Here is a 25,122-nt window from a genome sequence, read left to right as displayed (position 1 = left end):
CACGTCCGTTCCGTGCGGTGCGCCGAGAAGGTCCCGATGATGCGTTTCTCTACGCTTTTCAGTCAGTGCGCCACTTTTCGGCCAACGTCGGCCGTACGGCGTCCAGATGTGCGGCGGTCAGCTCGCGCATCGCGTCCTTGCTGAGGTCGCCGCCCAGGGCCCACATGCGTTCGGTCACCCGCATCACCCCGCCGAAGAGGGCCACCGCCACCCGCGGCCGGGGGTCGGTGTCCACGTCGAGCCCCTCACGCTCGGCGATGATCCGCTCGATCTCCCGCGCCACCTCGTCCGAGCGGCGCAGATGCGCGGCCAGCAACGCGGGCGTCGACTCGATCAAGCCGTAGGCACGCAGATGGAGGTCGACGGGAACGACCTGGTCGACGGCCTCGCCGATGGCGTCCCAGCCCTCCAGGACGGCGTTGCGCATCGCCTCCAGCGGCGCCTCGTGCGCCGGCCGGGCGCGCACGGCCGCCAGGAAGTGCTCCTGGGTGAGGCCCACCACCGCGAGTGCGGCCTCCTCCTTGCCCGCGAAGTAACGGAAGAAGGTGCGCTGCGAGACGTCGACGGCCTCGGCGATCTCGTCGACCGTCGTCGCCTCGTACCCCTGGGTCGTGAACAGCTCCAGGGCGGCACGCAGCAGCGCGTCGTGCGTGCGCTGCTTCTTCCGCTCGCGCAGTCCCGGCCGCTCCTGAGCCGTCGTCGCAGCCGTCTCCATGAACCCTCGTCTCCACCCGCCCCTGCGGCGAGTGACGTGACAGTTACCGACTTGTGAACTGGTTTGTCAACTGTCAGTGGCTGTCATTAGTCTCGCGCGTATGACTAGTCAGACCACTGTCGACAAGACGGGACCGGGGGACAAGGCGCCAGTCGTCCCGTCGGACCCGACGACGAACCAGGGCCGGGGCCTGCGCGGCCATCCCTGGTTCACCCTCCTCACCGTGGCCGTCGGCGTGATGATGGTCGCCCTCGACGGCACCATCGTGGCGATCGCCAACCCGGTCATCGCGGACGACCTGAAGGCGAGTTTCGCCGAGGTCCAGTGGATCACCAACGCGTACTTCCTCGCGCTGGCGGTCACGCTCATCACCGCGGGCAAGCTGGGCGACCGCTTCGGCCACCGCCAGACCTTCCTCATCGGCGTGGTCGGCTTCGCCGCCGCCTCCGGAGCCATCGGCCTGTCCGACTCGGTCGCCTTCGTGGTGGTCTTCCGGGTCTTCCAGGGCCTGTTCGGCGCGCTGCTGATGCCGGCCGCGCTCGGCCTGCTCCGTGCCACCTTCCCCGCCGAGAAGCTGAACATGGCGATCGGTATCTGGGGCATGGTCATCGGCGCCTCCACCGCGGGCGGCCCGATCCTCGGCGGCTTCCTCGTGGAGAACGTCAGCTGGCAGTCGGTGTTCTGGATCAACGTCCCCGTCGGCGTCCTCGCCGTGGCGCTGGGCGCCTGGATCCTGCTGGACCACCGCGCCGAGAACGCCCCGCGCTCCTTCGACGTCCTGGGCATAGCCCTGCTGTCCGGGGCCATGTTCTGCCTGGTCTGGGCGCTCATCAAGGCCCCCACGTGGGGTTGGGGCGACGGCCTGACGTGGACGTTCGTCGTCGCGTCCGTCGCCGGCTTCGGTCTCTTCGCCTTCTGGGAGACGAAGGTCAAGGAGCCGCTGATCCCGCTGGGCCTCTTCCGTTCCGTCCCCCTGTCCGCGGGTGTCGTCCTGATGGTCCTGATGGCCATCGCCTTCATGGGCGGCCTGTTCTTCGTGACCTTCTATCTCCAGAACGTGCACGGGATGAGCCCCATCGACGCGGGTCTGCACCTTCTCCCGCTCACCGGCATGATGATCGTCGGCTCGCCGCTGGCGGGCGCGATCATCACCAAGGCCGGACCGCGCATCCCCCTGGCCGGCGGCATGGCTCTCACCGCGATCGCCATGTACGGCATGTCGACGCTGGAGACCGACACCGGCAGCGCCGTGATGTCCCTCTGGTTCGCGCTCCTCGGCCTCGGCCTCGCCCCGGTCATGGTCGGCGCCACCGAGGTCATCGTCGGCAACGCGCCCCTGGAGCTGTCCGGTGTCGCCGGCGGCCTCCAGCAGGCCGCGATGCAGATCGGCGGCAGCCTCGGTACGGCCGTGCTGGGTGCCGTGATGGCCTCCAAGGTCGACGGGGACCTGCCGGGCAACTGGACGGACGCCGGGCTCCCGCCGCTCACCGAGGCCCAGCTCGGCCAGGCCTCCGAGGCCGTCCAGGTCGGTGTCCCCCCGGTTGCCGAGGGCACCCCGCCGGAGATCGCCGCGAAGATCGCCACGGTCGCGCACGACACGTTCATGTCCGGCATGAGCCTGGCTTCGCTCGTCGCCGCCGGTGTGGCGGCGATCGCCGTCCTCGTGGCGTTCCTGACCAAGCGCGGCGAGAACGCGGAGGCGGGTGCCGGAGCGGCGCACATCTGACAGCTCCGCCGCTGCCTCGCGCGCGGGTTTCCGCCCGGATTCGCCTATCAGGGTGACAACGCCGAAGATCGCTTCCACCCGGTACGCGCCGCAGGTGACAGTGGGTCAAGTCCTCCGCACGGCATGGTCGTTGCCGGCGGAGCGACCCGGGGGTCTGCGGCGCGCTGCCGGAGGGGGGCAGCGCGCGCAGACGGTTCCGCCGACCCTCCCCGGTTTCAACCACGCCGGTCGGGTACTCGCCGTTCTGTACACGAACTGACCGCGAGGTTCAGGGAGTTGTTGACGATGGCGGGCTTTGGGCAGGGTACGCGCAGGCACCCCCGATCACGTGGCCGGACGGGGTCACGGACCGGGCCGGATCGCGCGACCCTCGGGATCATCGGAGTCATCTGCGCGATCGCGGGATTCTTCGTCCTGGGCATCGTGCTCGGCCCCGTGGCGATCATCTGCGGCTGGCTGGCCATGAACCGCACCTGGTCCGGTGCCCGCCCCGTTCCCGCGATCATCGCGGTCGTTCTGGGCGCCATAGACACCGTCCTGGCCATCATCTGGCTGGCGGGCACGGCCACGCCGGGCGCCGGCTTTTTCTGACCCGGTCGGAATGAGGGAAAAGGGGCAGGGACTCTCGGCAGCAGCCGAGGGCCCCTTTTCCGGATGGCCGTGGTGCAGGTTCTCAGGGGCGCGGGGAACTGCGCGACCAGCCACGACGCACCCGCACCCGCGAACGCACCAGATGCACCCGCACCCGCGAACGCACCAGATGCACCCGCACCCGCGAATGCAGCAGATGCACCCGCACCTGCGAACGCACCAGATGCACCCGCACCCGCGAATGCAGCAGATGCACCCGCACCTGCGAATGCACCAGATGCACCCGCACCCGCGAACGCACCAGATGCACCCGCATCCGCGAACGCACCGGTGGACCCACAATCATCGGCGCTGCTTCTCCAGGGCCGCCCCCGGCGCGGCCCGCAGCGCCGAAACCTCCGCCCGCAACAGCCGGACCTCCTCCGCCAGCTCCGCTATCGCCTCGGTCTGACGCCGCTCCTCCGCGTCGTCCTTCTCGAACCGCGATATGAACCACGCCGCGATGTTCGCGGTCACCACACCCAGCAGGGCGATCCCCGAGAGCATCAGCCCGACCGCCAGCACCCGCCCCAGCCCGGTGGTCGGCGCATGGTCCCCGTACCCCACCGTCGTCATCGTCGTGAACGACCACCACACCGCGTCGTCCAGCGTGTCGATGTTCCCGCCGGGGGCATCCCGCTCCACGGACAGCACCGCCAGCGACCCGAACATCAACAGCCCGACGACCGCCCCGCCGACATACGTCGTGAGCCGTATCTGCGAGGCCATCCGCGCCCGCTGCCCCACCAGCAGCAACGTCGCCACGATCCGCAGCAGTCGCAGCGGCTGGATCATCGGCAGCAGCACGGCCGCCAGGTCCAGCCACCGGGTCCGCACGAACTCCCGGCGCTGCTCGGTGAGCGCCAGCCGGACGACGTAGTCGAGCGCGAACGCGGCCCACACCCCCCACTCGGCGGCGTCGCACCACCACTCCACCCGGTCGCTCACGTCCGGCCGGACGATCGGCACGGCGTACGCGACGGCGAACACCACGGCCAGGCCGAACAGTGGCCGCTGTGTGTGCTGTTCCCAACGGATCTGTGCCGAGGCGGTTCGCTGCTTCATGGCCGCATCGTAGAAAACATGAAGGGGTGGTGAACCCGTCGGTTCACCACCCCTTGACACCGCCGACCGTGTTGTACGGCTCGGACGGGCGCAGCGGCTACGCGTCGCCGCCCGCGGCGCCCGGGTCGGCCGCCGCCACGTCGAGCAGCTGGTAGCGGTCGATGGCCTGCTTGAGCACCGAACGGTCGACCTTGCCCTCGCGCGCCAGCTCGGTCAGCACCGCGACCACGATCGACTGCGCGTCGATGTGGAAGAAGCGCCGGGCCGCGCCCCGGGTGTCCGCGAAACCGAAGCCGTCCGCGCCCAGCGACTGGTACGTGCCGGGCACCCACCGCGAGATCTGGTCCGGCACCGACCGCATCCAGTCGGAGACGGCCACGAACGGACCCTCGGCGCCGCTCAGCTTCTTCGTCACGTACGGCACGCGCTGCTCCTCCTCGGGGTGCAGCAGGTTGTGCCGCTCCACCTCGACGGCCTCGCGGCGCAGCTCGTTCCAGGAGGTCGCCGACCAGACGTCCGCCTTCACGTTCCAGTCGGCGGCCAGGATCCGCTGCGCCTCGATCGCCCACGGCACCGCGACACCGGAGGCGATGATCTGCCCCGGGATCGAGCCCGACCCGCCGGCCTTGACGCGGTGGATGCCCTTGAGGATGCCCTCCACGTCCACGTCGGCCGGCTCGGCCGGGTGCTGGATCGGCTCGTTGTAGACGGTGAGGTAGTAGAAGACGTCCTCGCCCGGCTTGCCGTCCGCGGTCTCGCCGTACATCCGGCGCAGACCGTCCTGCACGATGTACGCGATCTCGTACCCGTACGCCGGGTCGTACGCGACACAGCCCGGGTTCGTCGAGGCGAGCAGCTGCGAGTGTCCGTCCGCGTGCTGCAGACCCTCACCGGTCAGCGTCGTACGGCCGGCGGTCGCGCCCAGGACGAAGCCGCGCGCCAGCTGGTCGGCCATCTGCCAGAACTGGTCGCCGGTGCGCTGGAAACCGAACATCGAGTAGAAGACGTAGACCGGGATGAGCGGCTCGCCGTGCGTGGCGTACGCCGAACCGGCCGCGATCAGCGAAGCCGTACAGCCCGCCTCGGAGATGCCGTCGTGCAGCATCTGCCCCGTCGGCGACTCCTTGTAGGCGAGCAGCAGATCGCGGTCGACCGCCTCGTACTGCTGGCCGAGCGGGTTGTAGATCTTCGCGCTCGGGAAGAACGAGTCCATACCGAAGGTGCGGTACTCGTCGGGCGCGATCAGCACGAACCGCTTGCCGATCTCCTTGTCCCGCATGAGGTCCTTCAGCAGTCGTACGAACGCCATGGTGGTGGCGATGGACTGCTGACCGGAACCCTTCTTCACACTCGCGTACGTCTTTTCCTCGGGCAGGGGCAGAGGCTTCGCACGCACGACCCGCGTCGGGACGTACCCGCCGAGGCCCTTGCGGCGGTCGTGCATGTACTGGATCTCCTCCGAGTCCCGCCCCGGGTGGTAGTACGGCGGTGCGCCGGACTCCAGCTCCTTGTCGGAGATGGGCAGGTGGAGGCGGTCGCGGAAGCCCTTGAGGTCGGCGACCGTCAGCTTCTTCATCTGGTGCGTGGCGTTGCGGCCCTCGAAGTTCGGGCCCAGCGTCCAGCCCTTGACCGTCTTCGCCAGGATGACCGTCGGCTGGCCCTTGTGCTCGTAGGCGGCCTTGTACGCCGCGTAGATCTTCCGGTGGTCGTGACCGCCGCGGCCCAGGTGCAGGATCTGGTCGTCGGTCATGTTCTGGACCATCGCGCGCAGCCGCTGGTCGTCACCGAAGAAGTGGTCGCGGATGTATGCGCCGGTCTCGGTGGCGTACGTCTGGTACTGGCCGTCCGGAGTGGTGTTCATCCGGTTGACCAGCACACCGTCGCGGTCCTGTGCGAGCAGCGGGTCCCAGGAGCGGTCCCAGACCAGCTTGATCACGTTCCAGCCGGCGCCGCGGAACTGCGACTCCAGCTCCTGGATGATCTTGCCGTTGCCGCGCACCGGCCCGTCGAGGCGCTGGAGGTTGCAGTTGACGACGAACGTGAGGTTGTCCAGGCCCTCGCGCGCGGCGATCGACAGCTGACCGAGCGACTCCGGCTCGTCCATCTCGCCGTCGCCGAGGAACGCCCAGACATGGGACTTGGAGGTGTCGGCGATACCGCGTGCCTCCATGTACCGGTTCATCCGCGCCTGGAAGATCGCGCCCAGCGGGCCGAGGCCCATGGACACGGTCGGGAACTCCCAGAAGTCCGGCATCAGCCGCGGGTGCGGGTAGCTGGACAGGCCGTGCGGCGCCTTCGACTTCTCCTGGCGGAAGGCGTCCAGCTGCTGGTCGTCGAGCCGGTCCAGCATGTACGCGCGGGCGTAGATGCCGGGGGAGGCGTGGCCCTGGAAGAAGATCTGGTCGCCGCCGTCACCCTCCTCCTTGCCACGGAAGAAGTGGTTGAAGCCCACGTCGTAGAGGGAGGCGGAGGAGGCGAAGGTCGCGATGTGGCCACCGACGCCGATACCGGGCCGCTGGGCGCGCGACACCATCACGGCGGCGTTCCACCGGGTCGCGTTGAGGATCTTCCGCTCGATCTCCTCGTTGCCCGGGAAGAACGGCTCGGCCTTGGTCGGGATGGTGTTGACGTAGTCCGTGCTGCGCATCTCGGGCACGGCCACGCGCTTCTCACGGGCCCGCTCGATGAGTCGTAGCATCAGGTAGCGCGCGCGCTCACGGCCGCGCTCGTCCACGGCGGCGTCGAGCGAGTCGAGCCACTCCTGGGTCTCCTCGGGATCGAAGTCAGGGACCTGACTCGGAAGGCCGCCAATGATGATCGGATTGCGATCGGATCCGGAAGCCACGCTGTTCCTTAGCTGTCAGAGGGCCGCTCTTCAGGGGTTCTTCATGGGCGTTCACTAGGTGCCTGCACCGCCCCCATCGTGTACCTCGGGGACGCAAACGTCATCTCTACCGAGAGGTAACCAGGGCGCTTTCGTGCTCGACAAAGGTAGTAGAGGTATTCGATGCTCGTACCCCCGGATGGTTGCCGAATGCGCAAAACGGGCAGAACGGTGTGGCGTGTGTCACGTGAGGCTGGGAATCCGCGCAGAGAGTTGCGGTGACACGGCCCGGATCGTCACCGTTTCGGCGGTCTGGAAGGCTGGGTACTTGCGCGATCGGTCCCGCCCGTGTGGACTACGGCCAATGCTTCGCGCACGCGCGTGGCTGATTCCCCAGGGGGCGACCCCACCCGAACATGATCAGGAGGCAACCCGTGAGCGCGACCGCGGACCACGCGGAGGAGCGGACGAACCCTGCCGCAAGGCTGGGGTTCCAGCCCGAGCAGGTGGTCCAGGAGATCGGCTACGACGACGATGTCGACCAGGAGCTCCGCGAGTCCATCGAAGAAGTCGTAGGCAGTGAGCTCGTCGACGAGGACTATGACGACGTGGCCGATGCCGTCGTGCTGTGGTTCCGAGACGACGACGGCGACCTGACCGACGTACTGGTGGACGCCACCACGTACATCGAGGAGGGTGGCTCGATCCTGCTGCTGACGCCCAAGACAGGGCGGGACGGCTATGTGGAGCCCAGCGACATCTCCGAAGCCGCGACGACCGCGGGACTGTCCGCGTCGAAGAGCGTCAGCGTCGGCAAGGACTGGAGTGGGAGCCGGTTGGTGACGCCGAAGGCAGCGAAGTCGAAGAAGTGACGTGACACGCGCCCCTGGAGAGAGGGCCCCTTCGGGGCCACCCCTCCAGGGGCGCGACGTTTCCCCTGCGTAGGCTGGGCCACCCGAACGGTCCATGAAGGGACTCAGGAACATCATGGCGATCCAGGTCGGCGACAAGGCTCCCGACTTCGAGCTCAGGGACAACCACGGCGCCACCGTGCGCCTCGCGGACTTCCGGGGCGAGAAGAACGTGGTGGTGCTCTTCTACCCGTTCGCGTTCACCGGGGTCTGCACCGGGGAACTGTGCGAGCTGCGGGACAACCTGCCGAGATTCGGACACGACGACGTGCAGCTGCTGGCCGTGTCGAACGACTCGATCCACACGCTGCGGGTCTTCGCCGAGCAGGAGAACCTGGAGTACCCGCTCCTGTCGGACTTCTGGCCGCACGGCGAGGTCTCCCGGGCGTACGGCGTGTTCGACGCGGACAAGGGCTGCGCGGTGCGCGGCACGTTCATCGTCGACAAGGAGGGCGTCGTCCGCTGGTCGGTCGTCAACGCCCTGCCGGACGCGCGCGACCTGAACGAGTACCTCGCCGCCCTGGACACCCTGTGATTCCCGGGTTCCAAGCCCTGCAGGGAACGGGAACCCGTCACTAGGATCGACACGTTGATCCGACACCAACGCACGACGGGGCTCCCCGCCCCTGAAACCAAACGGAGGACTTCGTGGGAGTCAGCCTCAGCAAGGGCGGCAACGTATCGCTGACCAAGGAGGCGCCGGGCCTGACCGCGGTCATCGTGGGTCTGGGGTGGGACATCCGCACCACGACCGGCACCGACTTCGACCTGGACGCCAGCGCCCTGTTGCTGGACTCGTCGGGCAAGGTCAGCAGCGACGCCAACTTCATCTTCTTCAACAACCTGAAGAGCCCGGACGGCTCGGTCGAGCACACCGGCGACAACCTCACCGGTGAGGGCGAGGGCGACGACGAGCAGATCAAGGTCAACCTCGCGGGCGTCCCGGCCGAGATCGAGAAGATCGTCTTCCCGGTCTCGATCTACGACGCCGAGAACCGCCAGCAGTCCTTCGGCCAGGTCCGCAACGCGTTCATCCGCGTGGTGAACCAGGCGGGCGGGGCGGAGCTCGCCCGCTACGACCTCTCCGAGGACGCCTCCACCGAGACCGCCATGGTCTTCGGCGAGCTGTACCGGCACGGCGCCGAGTGGAAGTTCCGCGCCATCGGCCAGGGCTACGCCTCGGGTCTGCGCGGCATCGCCCAGGACTTCGGTGTGAACGTCTGAGTCACGGGGGAATACCCCCCTGCACCACCGACTCGTCACGTCCGGCGCCGCTGTCGTCACCGACCGCGGCGCCGGACGCGCTCGTACGGGACAACTGAACAGTTGAGCAACTGAAGCTCGAAAATCGGGGAGGACCAGCACCATGGGCGTCACACTCGCCAAGGGAGGAAATGTCTCCCTCTCCAAGGCCGCGCCGAACCTCACTCAAGTGTTGGTCGGGCTCGGCTGGGACGTCCGGACCACCACCGGAGCCCCTTTCGACCTCGACGCCAGCGCACTGCTGTGTCAGGGCGGCCGGGTGCTGGGGGACGAGTGGTTCGTCTTCTACAACAACCTCACGAGTCCCGACGGCTCGGTCGAGCACACCGGCGACAACCTCACCGGTGAGGGCGACGGCGACGACGAGTCGCTGATCATCGACCTCTCCCGGGTGCCGGCCAGCGTCGACAAGATCGTCTTTCCCGTCTCCATCCATGACGCAGAGAACCGCGGCCAGGCCTTCGGCCAGGTCAGCAACGCCTTCATTCGTGTCGTCAACCAGGCGGACGGCCAGGAACTCGCCCGTTACGACCTCTCCGAGGACGCCTCCACCGAGACCGCGATGATCTTCGGCGAGGTCTACCGCTACGGCGGCGAGTGGAAGTTCCGAGCGGTGGGACAGGGGTACGCGTCCGGCCTTCGAGGCATCGCACTCGACTTCGGTGTGAACGTCTCGTAGCGCTATATGCGCAAAAGCCGGGGCCGTGTGGGGTGTGAGGGGTACCCGACTACACTTCGGGTTCAAAGTTTCGTAAAGCCGCGCGCGGCGCGGGGGAACGCCGTACACACACGATTGGGTAGCCAGTGGTTCTGAAAACCTTCGGCTGGTCGTTCGCGGTCACCGCGCTCGGCTTGGTAGCAGCTGTTCTCTACGACGGATGGACGGCGCTCGGGCTTGTCGCGATCCTGTGCGTCCTGGAGATCTCGCTGTCGTTCGACAACGCGGTGGTCAACGCCGGGATCGTCAAGAAGATGAATGCCTTCTGGCAGAAAATCTTCCTCACCATCGGCATCCTGATCGCCGTTTTCGGTATGCGGCTGGTATTCCCCGTCGTCATCGTCGCCATCAGCGCCAAACTGGGCCCGATCGAGGCCGTCGACCTGGCGCTCACCGACAAGAACCAGTACCAGCAGTACGTGACCGACGCCCACCCGTCGATCGCGGCCTTCGGCGGTATGTTCCTGCTGATGATCTTCCTGGACTTCATCTTCGAGGACCGGGACATCAAGTGGCTGGGCTGGCTGGAGCGTCCGCTGTCCAAGCTCGGCAAGATCGACATGCTGTCGGCCTGTATCGCGATGATCGTCCTGCTGATCACCTCGATGACCTTCGCGACCCAGGCCCACCAGCACGGCGGCACCCATGCCGACAAGGCGCAGACGGTCCTGATCTCCGGACTCGCGGGTCTGATCACCTATCTCATCGTCGGTGGTCTCTCCGGCTACTTCGAGAACAAGCTGGAGGAGGACGAGGAGCGCGAGCACGAGGAGGAGGAAGAGGCGGCGCGCACCGGCAAGCCGCGCTCGGCCGTCGCCCTCGCGGGCAAGGCCGCGTTCTTCATGTTCCTCTACCTGGAGGTCCTGGACGCGTCCTTCTCCTTCGACGGTGTCATCGGCGCCTTCGCCATCACCAACGACATCGTCCTGATGGCGCTGGGCCTCGGTGTCGGCGCGATGTACGTCCGGTCGCTGACCGTGTACCTGGTCCGCCAGGGCACCCTCGACGACTACGTCTACCTGGAGCACGGCGCCCACTACGCGATCGGTGCCCTCGCCGGCATCCTGCTCGTCACCATCCAGTACGAGATCAACGAGTTCATCACCGGTTCCGTCGGTGTCATCCTGATCGCCTGGTCCTTCTGGTCCTCCGTGCGCCGCAACAAGGGGCTGGCGGCCGAAGAGGGAAAAGCTGACGCCGCCGACAAGGCGGAGGTCTCCTCCGGGGTGTGACCACCCGCGGGGTGAGGGAACGCTCTGAGCGGGGCGGCCGACGAGGACTCGTCCTCGTCGGCCGCCCCGCTGGTGGTTGACGCGACGAGACGGCAGTTGTGGGGCGGGCATGAGTTTCCTGGACAACCTCTGGCGCGGGCGGGCCTCGGAGTTCGACGCGGGCAACGCGGCGACCAACGCGATCGAGCTGACCAAGCGGCACCAGAAGGTGTCCCTCTCCAAGCAGAACGCCGCGGCGGGCCATCTGCGCGTCAACCTGTCCTGGCGGATGCGGACGTCCGACATCGGCGGGCCGAAGCGGCAGAGCGTGCTGCGGCACCCCTTCAAGGCGCTCAGGCCGGAGGAGGTGCAGGCGCACAGCCAGAGCATGGTGAACGTCGACCTCGACCTCGGCTGTCTGTATGAGCTGGCCGACGGGACGAAGGGGGTCGTTCAGCCGCTGGGCGGCTTCCTCGGGGACATCAACGATCCGCCGTACATGCGGCTCAGCGGGGACGACCGGTTCGGGTCGGGATCCGGCGAGACGATGTACATCAACCTGGACCACCGGGACGCCTTCAAGCGGATGCTGGTGTTCGTCTACATCTACGACCAGACGCCGGCGTTCGACCGTACGCACGCGGTCGTGACGTTGTATCCGAGCAACGGTCCGCGGATCGAGATAGGCCTGGACGAGAGGCATCCGCAGGCTCGGTCGTGTGCGGTGGTGATGATCGAGAACGTCAAGGGGGAGATCACCGTGCGCCGGGAGGTGAAGTTCGTCTATGGCTTCCAGGCCGAGCTCGACCGGTTGTACGGGTGGGGGTTGCAGTGGGGGCGGGGATACAAGACGAAGGCCGAGCGTTCCTAGCCGCGTTCTTGTCCGCGGATTCGGCGGGTTCGGCGGGTTCGGGGGCTGGTCGCGCAGTTCCCCGCGCCCCTCGAAGCGTCCGGTGCCCCGGCGCCGAGGTCCTCAGCGGCCGATGAACTGCGGCCCCTGAGGCGGTAGGCGGAAGTTCGGGTCCAGGGCCGCCGCTGTGGGCTGGGGGTAGCCGTACGCCGGGCCGTTGGCGGTGGCGGGGGTCGGCTGGGGGTGCGGGTAGCCGTACGCCGACTGGGTGGGCTGTTGTGCGGGGGCCGCAGGCGGGTAGCCGTACGAGGGCTGGGACGGGACGCCGGTCGGGGGCTGCTCGGGGGGCAGCGGGGCCGAGATCTCCGGGGCCGGGGTCTGGATCGTGGCGGTCTGGTCGGCGGCGGACTCGTCGACCGAGATGCCGAAGTCCGTGGCGAGGCCCTCCAGCCCGTTGGTGTAGCCCTCACCCAGGGCGCGGAACTTCCAGCCGCCGCCGCGGCGGTACAGCTCACCGCAGATGAGGGCGGTCTCCTCGCCGGTCTCGGGCTTGATGTCGAAGTACGCCAGCGGCTCTGCGTCGGTGACCGCGGCGTCGTACAGCAGGATGCGCAGGGACGGCACGCTGTCGAAGGAGACGTCCCCGGCGGAGGCCACGAGGAGAATCTGGCTGACAGCGGACTCGACACCCGCCAGGTCGGTCTGGATCGTGTCGGTGAGGCCTTCGGCCACGCGCTTCTGGCCGAGCCGCCACACCTTGCCCGAGGGGTGGCGCGGCTGGTTGTAGAAGACGAAGTCCTCGTCGGACCGTACGCGGCCGTCAGGACCGAGGAGCAGCGCCGAGGCGTCGACCACCGGGACACCCTGTCCGGGCGCCCAGCGCAGCACGGCGCGGACCGCCGTGGCTTCGATCGGGACGTTCGACCCCTTCAGCATCGCGTGCGTCATGCGGTCATCCTGCCCTCTCGGTCCTGATCACGACAACGCGGGGGCGGGGAACCGCCGGTGAAACAGTCCAGCGCCCGTCATGGCCGGGTTACCAGAACTTCACGCCCGGTGGGAACTGATGTCACACATTTGTACGTACTATTACCGGCCACCATCGGGACCGGCCGCCTAGCAACCACGGGGGAATCACATGCGTCATTTCGGGCACGTCGCCCCTGCGGAGCGTCAGCGTCTCTTCTACCGGGAGCCGGGAGTCTTCGACGCCGACTCGCCGGCCCGCGTGCTCGCCGCCGCGCTGGGCGCCACGCTCTACAGCCCGGCGACCCGGGAGCGGCTGGCCGACGACATCGTCAAGCAGGCCGGGCGTGGCGTGGTCTCCATGGTGCTGTGCCTGGAGGACTCCATCGACGACTCGGAGGTCGTGGGCGCCGAGGAGAACCTCGTCCGGCAGTTCGCCGATCTCGCCGGGCGGCCGGACGCCGAGCTTCCACTGCTGTTCATCAGAGTCCGCTTCCCCGAGCAGATACCCGACCTGGTCAGCCGATTCGGCCCGGCCGTACGGCTGCTGTCCGGATTCGTGTTCCCGAAGTTCACCGAGGAGCGGGGCGTCGCGTTCCTGGAGGCGCTCACCGCCGCCGAGGCCACGAGCGGGCGGCGGCTGTTCGGGATGCCGGTGCTCGAATCGCCCGAGCTGATGTACAGGGAAACGCGCGTAGAGGCGCTGCAGGGCATCGCCCACACCGTCGACAAGTACCGTGACCGGGTCCTCGCGCTGCGCCTCGGCGTCACCGACTTCTGCTCCTCCTACGCCCTGCGCCGGCCGCCCGACATGACCGCGTACGACGTCCAGATCGTCGCCTCCGTGATCGCGGACGTGGTGAACGTGCTGGGGCGCGCCGACGGCACCGGGTTCACCGTGACCGGGCCGGTGTGGGAGTACTTCCGGGTCCAGGAGCGCATGTTCAAGCCACAGCTGCGCACGAGCCCCTTCCTGGCGAACCGGGCCGGACAGCTGCGCGAGTCGCTCATCGAGCACGCGCTGGACGGTCTGCTGCGCGAGATCTCCCTCGACCAGGCCAACGGGCTGCTCGGCAAGACCTGCATCCATCCCTCGCACGTCCTGCCGGTGCACGCGCTGTCCGTGGTCAGCCACGAGGAGTTCAGCGACGCCCAGGACATCGTGCGGCCCGACCGCAACGGGGGTGGGGTACTGCGCTCCGCCTCCCGCAACAAGATGAACGAGGTCAAGCCGCACCGCGCCTGGGCGGAAAGGGTTCTGCAGCGCGCCGAGGTGTTCGGGGTCGCCAACGAGGACATCGGGTTCGTGGACCTGCTGGCCGCGGGTCTGCCCGACTGAACCTCCCGCTCAGGACAGATGTGGCAGACGTCCGCATCCACGTCGTACCGACTAAGGAATCGATGATTAACGCAGCGAACGACACGACCGGCACGTCCGACCCGTCCGGCGGGGTCTGGTCCGGTGCCTGGGTGGGCGAGCGGCTCGGGGTCGAACTGGTCGGGGACGAGGAGCTGGGCGGGCTGCTGGGGCTCGCGCTGCGGCGCAATCCCAAGCGGGCGCATCTGCTGGTGTCGAACGTCCTCGGCAAGCATGTGCCGCAGTCGCCGGCCGTCGTGCACGGGCACGGGTACGCGCTGGGGCGCCGGGTGCGGGAGCTGCTGGGCGCGGCCGGGGCACGGACCGCCGTCGTCCTCGGATACGCGGAGACGGCCACCGGACTCGGGCACTCGGTCGCGGACGGGGTGGGCGAGGCGCCCTACCTCCACTCCACCCGGCGCCCGGTCGAGGGCGTCCACCAGGCGGGCGGCTTCGAGGAGTCCCACTCCCACGCGACGTCGCATCTGCTGCTGCCGGAGGACCCCACCCTGCTCGCGGGCCGGGGGCCGCTGGTGCTCGTCGACGACGAGTTCTCCACCGGGAACACGGTCCTCAACACCATCCGCGCGCTGCACGAGCGCTATCCGCGCAAGTGGTACGTCGTCGTGGCGCTGGTCGACATGCGGTCGGCCGCCGACCAGGGGCGGCTGGCCGAGTTCGCCCGGGAGATCGGGGCGCGGGTGGATCTGGTGGCCACGGCGAAGGGGACCGTGCGGCTGCCGGAGGGGGTGCTGGAGAAGGGGCAGGCGCTGGTCGCGGAGTACGAGGCCGCCTCCGCGGGGCCGGCCGGCAAGGGCGGGGCCTCGCAGGTCACCCGCGTCGATCTGGGATGGCCCGCCGGGTTGCCCGACGGGGGGCGGCACGGCTTCACCCCCGCGCACCGCGCACGGCTGGAGAGCGCGCTGCCCGCCATGGCCGCGCGCCTGGCCGGGGCACTGCCGCCGGGGGCCCGGCGGGTGCTCGTGCTCGGCTTCGAGGAGCTGATGTACGCGCCGCTGGCGCTCGCGCGGGAGCTTGAGCGGCTTGTGGAAGGAGCGGCGAACGAGGCGGGACAGGGGCCGGAGATACGGTTCTCCACCACCACGCGGTCACCCGTCCTCGCCGTCGACGACCCCGGCTACGCGATACGCAGCCGCATCGTCTTCCCCGCGCACGACGACCCCGCGGACGGGCCGGGGGAGCGGTACGCCTACAACGTGGCCGGTGGCGGCTTCGACGCGGTGGTCGCGGTGGTCGACTCGGTCGCGGACACGGCCGCCCTGCACGCCCCCGACGGGCTGCCGGCGACCCTCGCCGCCCACACCCCGAACGTGCTGCTCGCCGTGGTGCCGTCGTACGTCCCGCCGGTCCCGCACCTCCCGGAGACGCGGTCCCGGCAGAGCGCCGCCGCGGCGGGAGAAGGGGGCCGACGGTTCGAGCCGGCCGAGGTGGCGGGAGCGGGCGCGTCCGCCGGCACGGCGGCCCAGGAGTATCCACCGGCGGGTGCGGCAGCGACGAGAGAAGCGTCGGCCGCAGCCGGAGAACGCGAGCCCTCGCCCGGCGGGGCACCCGCCATGGCCGCCCCTGCGTCCTTCCGGTCGCCGAGGCCGGTCCCCCGTACGACCGGACCCGGCGCGACGACGCCCCCGACCCCGCACCTCCCCGAAAGGCCCTCCATGCTCCCCGACCCCCTGCGCGGTCCCGACTTCTCCTCCTACGCGCCCGACGAGGTCGGCTGGCTGTTGCGGGATCTCTCGGAGGTGACGTTGGAGGCACCGACCGAGGAGCGGGAGGAGGCCATCCAGAGCGGGGGCGCGCACTACGCGGAGTCCCTGCCGGTCGAGTACCAGCCCAGCGAGCAGTACCAGGCCCTCTTCCACAGTGCGCTCGAAACCTCCGCGGAGCGCATCGCCCTGGCCGTGGGGGTGGTGACCGAGACCGTGCTGGCCGAGCGGTCGGCGCGCCCCGTGCTCGTGTCGTTGGCGCGGGCCGGGACGCCCGTGGGCGTGCTGATGCGGCGCTGGGCGCGGTACCGGCACGGGGTCGAGGTGCCGCACTACGCCGTGTCGATCGTGCGGGGGCGCGGTATCGACGCCAACGCGCTGCGGTGGCTGGCCGCTCATCACGACCCCGCCGACGTCGTGTTCGTCGACGGCTGGACCGGCAAGGGCGCGATCACCCGTGAACTGGCCGCCGCCCTGCTGGAGTTCGAGAAGTCCGACGGCATCACCGGGTTCGACCCGGAGATCGCCGTGCTCGCCGACCCGGGGTCGTGCGTGCGGACGTACGGGACGCGGGAGGACTTCCTCATCCCGTCCGCCTGCCTCAACTCCACCGTCTCCGGGCTGATATCGCGGACCGTTCTGCGCTCGGACCTCGTCGGGCCCGACGACTTCCACGGGGCCAAGTTCTACCGGGAGCTGGCCGGCGTCGATGTGTCGGTCGGCTTCCTGGACGCCGTGGCCGAACGCTTCGACGCCGTCGCGGACGCCGTGGACGCCCGTACCGGGGAACTGCTCGCCGCCGATCGCACGCCCACCTGGGAAGGCTGGGCGGCCGTCGAGCGGATCAGCGAGGAGTACGGCATCCACGACGTGAACCTGGTCAAGCCCGGTGTCGGGGAGACCACTCGGGTGCTGCTGCGCCGGGTACCGTGGAAGATCCTCGCGCGGGCCGGGGCGGGCGCGGACCTCGACCACGTACGCCTGCTCGCCGAACAGAGAGGGGTACCGGTGGAAGAGGTGGCCGAACTGCCGTACACATGCGTGGGGTTGATCCACCCGCAGTACACGCGGGGCGCGACCGGCGCCGACGGCAAGGCGGTGGCGGTCTGATGCCGGGTCCTCGGGTTCTCGTCGCGAGCGATCTCGACCGTACGCTCATCTACTCGGCCGCCGCGCTCGCGCTGACCATGCCGGACGCGCGGGCGCCCCGGCTGCTCACCGTCGAGGTGCACGAGAGCCGGCCGCTGTCCTACATGACGGAGACGGCCGCGGGGCTGCTCGCCGAGCTGGGGGACGCGGCGGTGTTCGTGCCGACGACGACCCGGACACGGAAGCAGTACCAGCGGATCAATCTGCCGGGGCCGGAGCCGACGTACGCGATCTGCGCCAACGGTGGGCATCTGCTGGTGGACGGCGTCACGGACGTCGCCTGGCACGAGCGGGTCACCGCCCGGCTCGCGGACGAGTGTGCGCCGCTCGCCGAGGTGCGGGACCACCTGGAGGCCACGGCGGACCCGGCGTGGGTGCGCAAGCACCGGATCGCGGAGGATCTGTTCGTCTATCTCGTCGTCGAGCGCGAGCTGCTTCCCGAGGAGTGGGTGAAGGATCTCGCGGTGTGGGCCGAGAACCGGGGCTGGACCGTGTCCCTCCAGGGGCGCAAGATCTACGCCGTGCCGAAGCCGTTGACCAAGAGCGCGGCGATGAGGGAGGTCGCGCGGCGGACCGGGGTGGAGCTGACGTTGGCCGCGGGGGACTCCCTGCTGGACGCGGATCTGCTGCTCGCCGCGGATCGGGCCTGGCGGCCAGGGCACGGCGAGCTGGCGGACGAGGGGTTCGTGGGGCCTGCGGTGAGTGCGCTGCCCGAGCGGGGTGTGCTGGCCGGGGAGCGGATTCTTCGGGAGTTCCTGCGGGCCTCGCGGGGGCGCTGAGCCTGGTTCGGGTGCCTGTGTCTGGGCCTGCGTCTGGGCCTGCGTCTGGGCCTGGGCCCGTGCCTGTGTCTGGGCCTGGGCCCGTGCGCGTGTCTGGGCCTGGGCCTGGGCCCTGCCTGGGCCCTGCCTGGGCCCGTGCCCGTGTCTGGGCCTGGGCCCGTGCCCGTGTCTCGGCCTGGGCCCGTGCCCGTGCCCGTGCAGGTGTCAGGGGGTGGGGGAGCTGTGGTCGGCGGGCTGCGGGTGGTCCGTGGCTTGTCGCGCCTGCGCGGCGGAGCCGCATGTGTCAGAGCCCCGCGCCCCCGCGCGGCGGCTGTCGCTGCGCCCCTTCTGGAAGCGGGCCAGCGCGAATGCCAGCAGGGCCAGGGCTGCCGCCCCCAGGACGATCTTCGAGTACGTCGAGGCGATCGCCGTCACCTCCGTCCAGTTGGCGCCCAGGAAGTAGCCGGCCAGGACGAAGGCCGTGTTCCACAGGGCGCTGCCCAGGGTGGTGAGCAGGGTGAAGACGGGCAGGGGCATGCGTTCCACCCCGGCCGGTACGGAGATCAGGCTGCGGAAGACGGGGATCATGCGGCCGAAGAAGATCGCCTTGGTGCCGTGCCTGAGGAACCAGGCCTCCGTCTTCTCGATGTCCGCGACCTTGACCAGGGGCAGCCTGGCGGCGATGGCGACCGTGCGGTCGCGGCCGAGGAGGGCGCCGACTCCGTAGAGGGCCAGGGCGCCGACGACGGAGCCCGCGGTGGTCCACAGCAGCGCGGCCAGGAGGCTCATCTGCCCGGTGCTCGCGGCGAAACCGGCGAGGGGGAGGATGACCTCGCTTGGGATCGGCGGGAAGAGGTTCTCCAGCGCGACGGCGAGGCCCGCGCCCGGCGCGCCCAGCAGATCCATCAGACCGATGATCCACAGGGGCGCGCCGCTCATCGACTCCGCTTGCATGGCTGTCATGGGGGCACGCTAGGTGAGCGAAGCTGAAGAGACCCTGAGGGAACGGTGAACGCCCGGGGGCCAGGCTGAGAAATTGCTCGAAGCGCGCGTTCCGGCGGACGGCCGGTGAACGTTCCCGGGCCGTCGGCCGTTGATCGAAGTGTGTTGATCAGCCGCAGCAGCCGCCGCCACAGCATCCGCCGCCCCCACCGCCCGCCCGGGGCGCGGGTGCGGACGCGGCGGCCGAACCCCCGACGGCGACCGTCGACAGGAGTTTGACCGTGTCGGAGTGGCCTTCGGGGCAGTCCGCGGGGGCGGACGACTCGGCCATCGGGCGGCTCAGTTCGAAGGTGTCGCCGCAGGTCCGGCAGCGGTACTCGTAGCGAGGCATGGGCCCAGGCTAACCGGCGTTTGCGCGGCGGTAAGGGTCCTCCATAATGGCTGGTCGGTCACACTGGCCAAATTTTCACGCTACTGACAGAAGCAGTTGTGAAAGTGACTGATAATTTGTGAGCGCTGTGTGGAGGCCGGAAGGCTGGGGGATACAGGGGGCTCACGGTCGCGGGTGTGGCGGCTGTGACCGTCCACACGGGCGATGCCAAGTGGGGAGGGGGGACAGTCTTGACTGCTGTCCTTGGTCGACCGGGAGCCACGTCTCCCGGTCGAATAGTTGCCGTGCGTGGGCGAAAGGTTGCCGCGCACCGCAGAATCATTGCCGCGCATCGCTCGGGCCGCCCGTGCGAGGGAGCCCGCCGTGACTAGTTCGGGGACGACCGGTTCCGAGGGTGAGGGCCGCGCGCGCCGTCGGCGTGTCCCGTCGCAGGAGCGGGCGCAGGAGGCGCGGGGTGAGGAGGTGCGGGAGTCCGACCTCACCATGCAGTTGAAGCTCCCCCCTGCCCCGGCGGACGAGACCATGCAGCTGCGGCTGCCCGAGCCGGGTGCGTTCGAGATCCCGCAGGACCAGGCGAAGCCAGGGGGAAGAGGCCGGCGCAAGGCGCCCAGGCCGTCCGTTCTGGCCAGACTCACCGCCGTCGCCGGCTCGCGGCTGGCCCCCTTCGCTCCCTTCGCCCGCCAGCTGCGTCCGCACTACCCGCGCCCGGGCCGGACCGACTGGCGCCGCTGGGTCCCGTCGTGGAGGCAGTCGCTGGGAGCCGCCGGTCTGGCCGTGGGCGCCAGCGGCATGTTCCTCACCGTCGCGTACGCCGCCACGGACATACCGGACGACCTCAACACCTTCGCCACCCAGCAGGACAACGTGTACTTCTGGTCCGACGGCACCCCCATGGCCCGTACCGGCTGGGTGCGGCGCCAGGCGATGCCGCTGAAGGACGTCCCCGAGGACGTGCGCTGGGCGGTCCTCGCGGCGGAGAACGCGAGCTTCTACTCCGACCCCGGCATCTCCGTCAGCGGCATCACCCGCGCCCTGGTGCGCACCGTCGGCGAGGGTGACACCCAGGGTGGCTCGACGATCACCCAGCAGTACGTAAAGAACGTGTACCTGTCCCAGGACCGCTCGCTCGGCCGCAAGTTCGACGAGGCGATGATCGCCCTCAAACTCGACAACAAGATGAGCAAGGACAAGATCCTGGAGGGGTACCTCAACACCAGCTGGTTCGGCCGCGGCACCTACGGCATCCAGCGGGCGTCCCAGGCGTACTACGGCAAGGACGTCAGCGACCTGAACGTCAGCGAGGCCGCGGTCCTCTCCTCCCTCCTCAAGGGTGCGGGGCTCTACGACCCCTCTCTCAGCAAGGCCAACCACGCGCGGACGGTCGAACGCTGGGAGTGGATCCTGGACCGGATGGTGGCCATCGGGAAGCTGTCCAAGGCCGAGCGCGCCAAGTACACGAAGTTCCCCGAACCGATCGAACAGGCGAACCAGTACGACACCGGCAAGCAGAGCGACTACCTGGTGCGGCTTGCCTCCCAGTACGCGAAGAAGGCCGCGAACCTCACCGACCAGGAGTTCGACCGGGGCGGCTACCAGATCTACACGACCTTCGACAAGGACCGGCAGACCGAGCTGACCGACGCCGTCACCAAGGCGCGCAAGGCCGTGCGGAAGGACTATCCGAAGAAGGCGAAGGACGCCCACTTCGGGGCCTCCTCGGTCGACGCCGACGGGCGGATCCTCGCCGTCTACGGTGGCCCCGACCACCGTAAACAGGGCTTCAACGAGTCGAACGCGACCACCGTCCCGTCCGGCTCGGCCTTCCTGCCGTTCGTCTACGCCGCCGGCCTGGAACACGGCGTCGTCAAGCAGCGCGGCGGCGAGGCTACACCTGTAACCCCGGCGACGGTCTACGACGGCAACGACGCCGTCCCGGTGACCACGCCCGAGGGGCCGTACTGGGACCGGGACGGCGATCAGGTCTCCGCCCACAACGACGGCAAGAAGTCCTGGGGCCCGATCACCCTGCACGACGCGCTCGCCGGATCGGTGAACACACCGTTCATGCAGCTCGGCATGGACACCGGGCTGGACAAGGTGCGCGACACCGCCGAGGCGGCCGGACTGCTCTCCTCCAGCCTCGGGGCCCAGGTGCCCGCGCTGTCCGTGGGCAGCGCCACGCCCAGCGCGATCCGTATGGCCAGCGGCTACAGCACCTTCGCCGCCCGGGGCAAGCACACCGAGCCGTACTCCGTGCGCAAGGTGACGCACAACGGGTCCAGGGTCGCGCTGAACAACCCGAAGCCGAAACGTGCGGTGGGCGCCGACGTGGCCGCCGAGGTCACCTCGGCCCTCACGGACGCCTTCCGCGCCGACCACCCCACCTCGCCCGGCGCCGCCTCCTTCGAGGTGGCCGGCAAGGGCGGGACCACACAGAACGACAAGGCCGCCTGGTACGTCGGCACGGCGCGGGACGTGTCGACCGCCGTCGTCGTCTACCGCATCGACCTCGCCAGGAGCCTGGAGCCGCTGCCGCTCGACGGGATCGCCGGAACGCCCAACTCCGGAGTCCCCTACGACATCTGGTCCAGTGCGATGAGTATCGGCTGACCACCGATGAGCACCCGCACCCGCCACCCTCGCAGAATGAGCCGTACATGAAGCCTGGCAGCAAGCCGCAGAAGGGCCGCCGTCGCAAAGCGCGCTCGCCGCGCCGTACCACCCGCCCGCAGTTCCTGACGCTGGCAGCGCTCCTCGTGGTCGCCTCGCTGGGCGGCGGCTACATGGTGCTGAATCAGTCGGCCGACACCGCGCCGACCGCCTCGTCGGCCGGCAGCGGGGGGAAGGGGTCCACGAAGAACTCCTCGGAACCCCAGTGGGACGGCAGGACGAAGGTCATCGGGGACGGCTCGACCTCCTACACCGGCCCGCAGAAGGGGCGGCTGAAGGCCGTACCGCTCAAGAAGGGCGAGAAGCCGCCGCAGTTCGTCGTCTTCTCCTGGGACGGCGCGCTCGCCGGCGACGACAACCTGTTCCAGCACTACCGGGAACTGGCGAAGAAGTACGACGCCCACATGACGTTCTTCCTCACCGGCATCTACCTGCTGCCCAAGGAGAAGCGGGACCTCTACGACCCGCCCCAGCACGACAAGGGCGCCGCCGCGATCAGCTACCCCACCGACGACCACGTCCGCACCACGCTGGAGCAGCTCGGCAAGGCGTGGGAGGAGGGCAACGAGATAGGCACCCACTTCAACGGTCACTTCTGCGGCGCGAAGGGCGGCGGCGACTGGAGCGTGGCGGAGTGGAAGCAGGAGATCAAGGAGTTCAACTCCTTCGTCGCCAACTGGAAGACCAACACCGGGGACACCGACCTCGACCCGCTGCCCTTCTCCATCGACGCCATCAAGGGCGGCCGCGCCCCCTGCCTGGAGGGCCAGGACAACCTGCTGAAGGCCGTCAAGGACTTCGGCTACCGCTACGACGCCAGCTCGCCGGGCGCCTACCAGGTGTGGCCCGGCAAGAAGAACGGCATCTGGGACTTCCCGCTGCAGATGCTCCCGTACAACGACGAGTACCAGGCGCTGTCGATGGACTTCAACTTCCTCTACAACCAGTCCGACGGCCAGACCCAGGGCGACCCGGCGATGTTCCCGACCTGGCAGCAGGAGACCATCGACACCTACATGGCCGGCTTCAACCGCGTGTACTACGGCAGCCGGGCACCCCTGCTCATCGGCAACCACTTCGAGCAGTGGAACGGCGGCATCTACATGAACGCCGTCGACGAGGTCATCAAGAACGTGTGCGTGAAGAAGGACGTGAAGTGCGTGTCCTTCGACGAACTCGCCGACTGGATGGACGTCCAGTCCCCGGAGACCCTGGCGAACCTGCGCGGACTCGACCCCGCCCAGGCCCCGTCCGACTGGGCATCGGTCGTGAAATAAACACGCAGTTGCCCATCTGTTACACCCCCCGGCCTCACTCCACTTGAGGAGGTCATGTAAAGATTCGCTCCCGGGTAAGACCAACTCGGGGTCAAGGAGATTCCCAGTGAGATCAAGGACGTTGAGCCTCGCAGGCTCGACCCTCACGGCGGCCGTGCTGGCCACCGCGCTGCTGCCTGTCACGGCCGCGAGCGCCACCGCGTCGACGCCCAAGGTCACGAGCGCCACCAAGGACGCCTTCGGCCGTGTCGCGGACAACGTGCTCACCGACCGCACGGCCGTCCTGCTCGGCAGCAAGGCCGCCCGCAAGTCGCTGAAGCCCACCGGTGGCGTCAAGCTGTCGTCCGGCCAGAAGAAGGCCGAGGACGGCAAGCTGAGCGCCCTGCGCTCCACCAAGTCCCGCCTCGCGGACCTGGGTGAGGCCTACACCTCGGCCGACACCAAGGTCACCGTCGACAGTGCCAAGGTCAAGGGCACGAAGGCCACGGTCAAGGTCACCGAGACCACGACCCTCAAGTACAAGAAGATACGTGGCGACGAGCCCGCCTCCACGGGCTTCGACGCGCACCACGTGCTGACCTTCGCCGCTCAGGCGGACGGCACCTGGCAGCTGACCGCGATGCGCTCCACCGACGGCGGCGCCCCGCGCATCAACGAGCCCGCGGCCCCGGCGGCGGACGCCAAGCTGAGCCGTACGCCGATGGCGATCATCAGCGCCCCGAAGGCGGCCACCACCCGCAACCCCGTGGCCAAGCCGAAGACGCTCACGGGCGGCGCGTACAACTACAACGCCATGGCGACGTACACCGAGAAGTACTGGAAGAACTACAACTCGGCGTACCGCAAGTACAACTCGGCGGGCGGTGACTGCACCAACTACCTCAGCCAGGGTCTCCTGGCGGGCGGCTGGAAGCAGATCTCCACGGTCACGCCCGAGGAGTACGACACCTGGTACTACGCGTCGAACGGTACGGCCGACGCCTGGATCGGCGTCAACGAGTGGTCCTGGTTCACCCAGACCGCCAAGCGGACCACCGCGCTCGCTAACGTCTACCAGATGGACATCGGCGACGTGCTGCAGGTCGACTTCAACAAGGATGGCGACAAGGACCACTCCATGATGACGACCTACCGCAGCTCCAGCGGCGTCCCGTACCTGACCTACCACGACGCGGACACCTACCGCCGTTCGGTCGCGAGCATCATCGCCTCGTACCCGACCGCGAACTACTACGCGTACCGCACCTGAGCCCCGGGCCCCCGGGCCCGACCAGGTGTCAGCCGGCGCCCTTCCCGTCCGACCCGGATTCCGATCCGGACTCCGGTTCGGGGAGGGCGTCGGCCCGTTCCAGCTTCGCCATCCCCACACCGGCCTTGCGCCGCATCTCGCGCTCCGACTCCCGCGGGTGGCGTGCCCGCCAGTACGGGTTGTCGTGCGGCAGAGCCGCGCCGACCCTGCCGTACATTCCGAACGTCATCAGCAGGATGCCGACGACAAAGCTGAACAGGACGTTCTGGATACGGAACGCCAGGAAGTTGGAGTCGGTGTCCAGCAGGGCCATGTTGGCGAAGCCGCTCAGGATGAACAGGACGCCCAGCGTCATGTTGAGCGTGGAGGCGAAGTTGCCGCCGATCACCATGCCGACGAGCAGCAGCAGCCCCACGGCGATCGACAGGACGCTCAGCGTGCCGTTGGTGTTCAGCCCCACGACCTCGTCGCCGTTCGTGTCGAACCAGCCCACCTTGTCGATGAGGCCCAGGATGCCGAAGACGATCAGGATCAGACCCATCAGGCCCGCCCCGAACCGGTAGACCCTGTTGAGACGGTGGTCGACCGGCAGATGCTCGTCGATCCTGATCCGCCGCCGGGGACCCGCGTGCCGGCCCTTCGGACGCACCGTGTGCGTGGCGTGCGTGGCCATGTCCGCCTCCCATCGGGTGTGAGCGGAGGCCTGCGTACCCCTTCAGCATCCGC

The 25,122-nt window shown here is 69.0% G+C and carries 22 protein-coding genes; 14 read left to right on the top strand and 8 right to left on the bottom strand.

Features of this window, described 5'->3' with window-relative positions; translation table 11 throughout:
• Positions 1-58 precede the first annotated feature (58 nt).
• Positions 59-715, bottom strand: a complete 657-nt coding sequence (locus OG858_RS13980; RefSeq protein ID WP_086746112.1) for a TetR family transcriptional regulator — start codon at positions 713-715, stop codon at positions 59-61.
• Positions 716-815: 100 nt separating this feature from the next.
• Here OG858_RS13980 and OG858_RS13975 point away from each other — a divergent pair, with 100 nt between their 5' ends.
• Positions 816-2,441, top strand: a complete 1,626-nt coding sequence (locus tag OG858_RS13975) for an MFS transporter (protein WP_086746113.1) — start codon at positions 816-818, stop codon at positions 2,439-2,441.
• 285 nt (positions 2,442-2,726) lie between these two features.
• The gene (locus tag OG858_RS13970; protein ID WP_319318765.1) at positions 2,727-3,032 is read left to right on the top strand and encodes a small hydrophobic protein; all 306 of its coding nucleotides are present in this window, start codon (positions 2,727-2,729) and stop codon (positions 3,030-3,032) included.
• Positions 3,033-3,114: 82 nt separating this feature from the next.
• On the opposite strand, the gene OG858_RS13965 is transcribed toward OG858_RS13970, so the two are convergent.
• The 3 genes from OG858_RS13965 to aceE all read right to left on the bottom strand — a co-directional run bounded on the left by OG858_RS13965 (position 3,115) and on the right by aceE (position 6,981).
• On the bottom strand, positions 3,115-3,348 hold the full coding sequence (locus tag OG858_RS13965) for a hypothetical protein (RefSeq protein WP_328544839.1): 234 nt from the start codon (positions 3,346-3,348) through the stop codon (positions 3,115-3,117).
• Positions 3,349-3,374: 26 nt separating this feature from the next.
• Positions 3,375-4,136 carry a potassium channel family protein gene (locus tag OG858_RS13960; protein WP_086751482.1) on the bottom strand — a complete coding sequence of 254 codons (762 nt, stop codon included), beginning with the start codon at positions 4,134-4,136 and terminating at the stop codon, positions 3,375-3,377.
• 97 nt (positions 4,137-4,233) lie between these two features.
• Positions 4,234-6,981 carry a pyruvate dehydrogenase (acetyl-transferring), homodimeric type gene (gene aceE / locus OG858_RS13955; RefSeq protein WP_086751484.1) on the bottom strand — a complete coding sequence of 916 codons (2,748 nt, stop codon included), beginning with the start codon at positions 6,979-6,981 and terminating at the stop codon, positions 4,234-4,236.
• A gap of 413 nt (positions 6,982-7,394) precedes the next feature.
• Here aceE and OG858_RS13950 point away from each other — a divergent pair, with 413 nt between their 5' ends.
• The 6 genes from OG858_RS13950 to OG858_RS13925 all read left to right on the top strand — a co-directional run bounded on the left by OG858_RS13950 (position 7,395) and on the right by OG858_RS13925 (position 11,934).
• A complete protein-coding gene (locus OG858_RS13950) occupies positions 7,395-7,832 on the top strand; it encodes a DUF3052 domain-containing protein (protein ID WP_020115348.1) in 438 nt (145 codons plus the stop codon).
• 115 nt (positions 7,833-7,947) lie between these two features.
• A complete protein-coding gene (locus OG858_RS13945; protein ID WP_086751494.1) occupies positions 7,948-8,406 on the top strand; it encodes a peroxiredoxin in 459 nt (152 codons plus the stop codon).
• 113 nt (positions 8,407-8,519) lie between these two features.
• Positions 8,520-9,095: a calcium homeostasis/redox stress adaptation protein gene (locus OG858_RS13940; protein ID WP_086751486.1), complete on the top strand. Its 576-nt coding sequence runs from the start codon at positions 8,520-8,522 to the stop codon at positions 9,093-9,095.
• A 142-nt stretch (positions 9,096-9,237) separates the two neighbouring features.
• Positions 9,238-9,813 carry a TerD family protein gene (locus OG858_RS13935; RefSeq protein WP_086751488.1) on the top strand — a complete coding sequence of 192 codons (576 nt, stop codon included), beginning with the start codon at positions 9,238-9,240 and terminating at the stop codon, positions 9,811-9,813.
• Positions 9,814-9,938: 125 nt separating this feature from the next.
• Complete coding sequence (locus OG858_RS13930; protein ID WP_327748953.1) at positions 9,939-11,084, top strand: DUF475 domain-containing protein; 1,146 nt, start codon at positions 9,939-9,941, stop codon at positions 11,082-11,084.
• A gap of 109 nt (positions 11,085-11,193) precedes the next feature.
• A complete protein-coding gene (locus OG858_RS13925; protein WP_319064691.1) occupies positions 11,194-11,934 on the top strand; it encodes a TerD family protein in 741 nt (246 codons plus the stop codon).
• A 102-nt stretch (positions 11,935-12,036) separates the two neighbouring features.
• Here the strand turns inward: OG858_RS13925 and OG858_RS13920 are convergent, their stop codons facing one another.
• Positions 12,037-12,861 carry a TerD family protein gene (locus OG858_RS13920; RefSeq protein ID WP_319064690.1) on the bottom strand — a complete coding sequence of 275 codons (825 nt, stop codon included), beginning with the start codon at positions 12,859-12,861 and terminating at the stop codon, positions 12,037-12,039.
• A 190-nt stretch (positions 12,862-13,051) separates the two neighbouring features.
• Between OG858_RS13920 and OG858_RS13915 the strand changes: the two genes are divergently transcribed.
• The 3 genes from OG858_RS13915 to OG858_RS13905 all read left to right on the top strand — a co-directional run bounded on the left by OG858_RS13915 (position 13,052) and on the right by OG858_RS13905 (position 17,888).
• A complete protein-coding gene (locus OG858_RS13915; RefSeq protein WP_086752971.1) occupies positions 13,052-14,218 on the top strand; it encodes an HpcH/HpaI aldolase/citrate lyase family protein in 1,167 nt (388 codons plus the stop codon).
• Positions 14,219-14,280: 62 nt separating this feature from the next.
• Entirely contained in the window at positions 14,281-17,070 is a 2,790-nt protein-coding gene (locus OG858_RS13910; protein ID WP_319259287.1) for a phosphoribosyltransferase, read from the top strand.
• Positions 17,070-17,888 (top strand): HAD family hydrolase, encoded by an 819-nt coding sequence (locus OG858_RS13905; protein ID WP_328544840.1) that lies wholly within the window; start codon positions 17,070-17,072, stop codon positions 17,886-17,888. The genes OG858_RS13910 and OG858_RS13905 overlap by 1 nt, the downstream gene beginning before the upstream one ends.
• 204 nt (positions 17,889-18,092) lie before the next feature.
• Here OG858_RS13905 and OG858_RS13900 read toward each other — a convergent pair whose 3' ends face one another.
• Entirely contained in the window at positions 18,093-18,821 is a 729-nt protein-coding gene (locus OG858_RS13900; RefSeq protein ID WP_406201678.1) for a DedA family protein, read from the bottom strand.
• Between the two features lie 157 nt (positions 18,822-18,978).
• On the bottom strand, positions 18,979-19,200 hold the full coding sequence (locus tag OG858_RS13895; RefSeq protein WP_037704483.1) for an FmdB family zinc ribbon protein: 222 nt from the start codon (positions 19,198-19,200) through the stop codon (positions 18,979-18,981).
• 483 nt (positions 19,201-19,683) lie between these two features.
• Between OG858_RS13895 and OG858_RS13890 the strand changes: the two genes are divergently transcribed.
• From OG858_RS13890 to OG858_RS13880, 3 genes are all read left to right on the top strand, one after another.
• Positions 19,684-21,810, top strand: coding sequence for a transglycosylase domain-containing protein (locus OG858_RS13890; protein WP_328545336.1), 2,127 nt, complete (start codon positions 19,684-19,686; stop codon positions 21,808-21,810).
• 47 nt (positions 21,811-21,857) lie between these two features.
• Positions 21,858-23,147: a polysaccharide deacetylase family protein gene (locus OG858_RS13885; RefSeq protein WP_086751993.1), complete on the top strand. Its 1,290-nt coding sequence runs from the start codon at positions 21,858-21,860 to the stop codon at positions 23,145-23,147.
• 106 nt (positions 23,148-23,253) lie between these two features.
• Positions 23,254-24,396, top strand: coding sequence for an amidase domain-containing protein (locus tag OG858_RS13880; protein WP_319320437.1), 1,143 nt, complete (start codon positions 23,254-23,256; stop codon positions 24,394-24,396).
• Between the two features lie 28 nt (positions 24,397-24,424).
• Here the strand turns inward: OG858_RS13880 and OG858_RS13875 are convergent, their stop codons facing one another.
• Entirely contained in the window at positions 24,425-25,069 is a 645-nt protein-coding gene (locus tag OG858_RS13875; protein ID WP_086749021.1) for a DUF4383 domain-containing protein, read from the bottom strand.
• Positions 25,070-25,122: the final 53 nt, after the last annotated feature.

It is taken from the genome of Streptomyces europaeiscabiei (genome assembly GCF_036346855.1).
GTDB classification, from domain to species: Bacteria; Actinomycetota; Actinomycetes; order Streptomycetales; family Streptomycetaceae; genus Streptomyces; species Streptomyces europaeiscabiei.
Note: the sequence above shows the minus strand (reverse complement) of the source record. Positions and strands in the feature narration are given on the sequence as shown.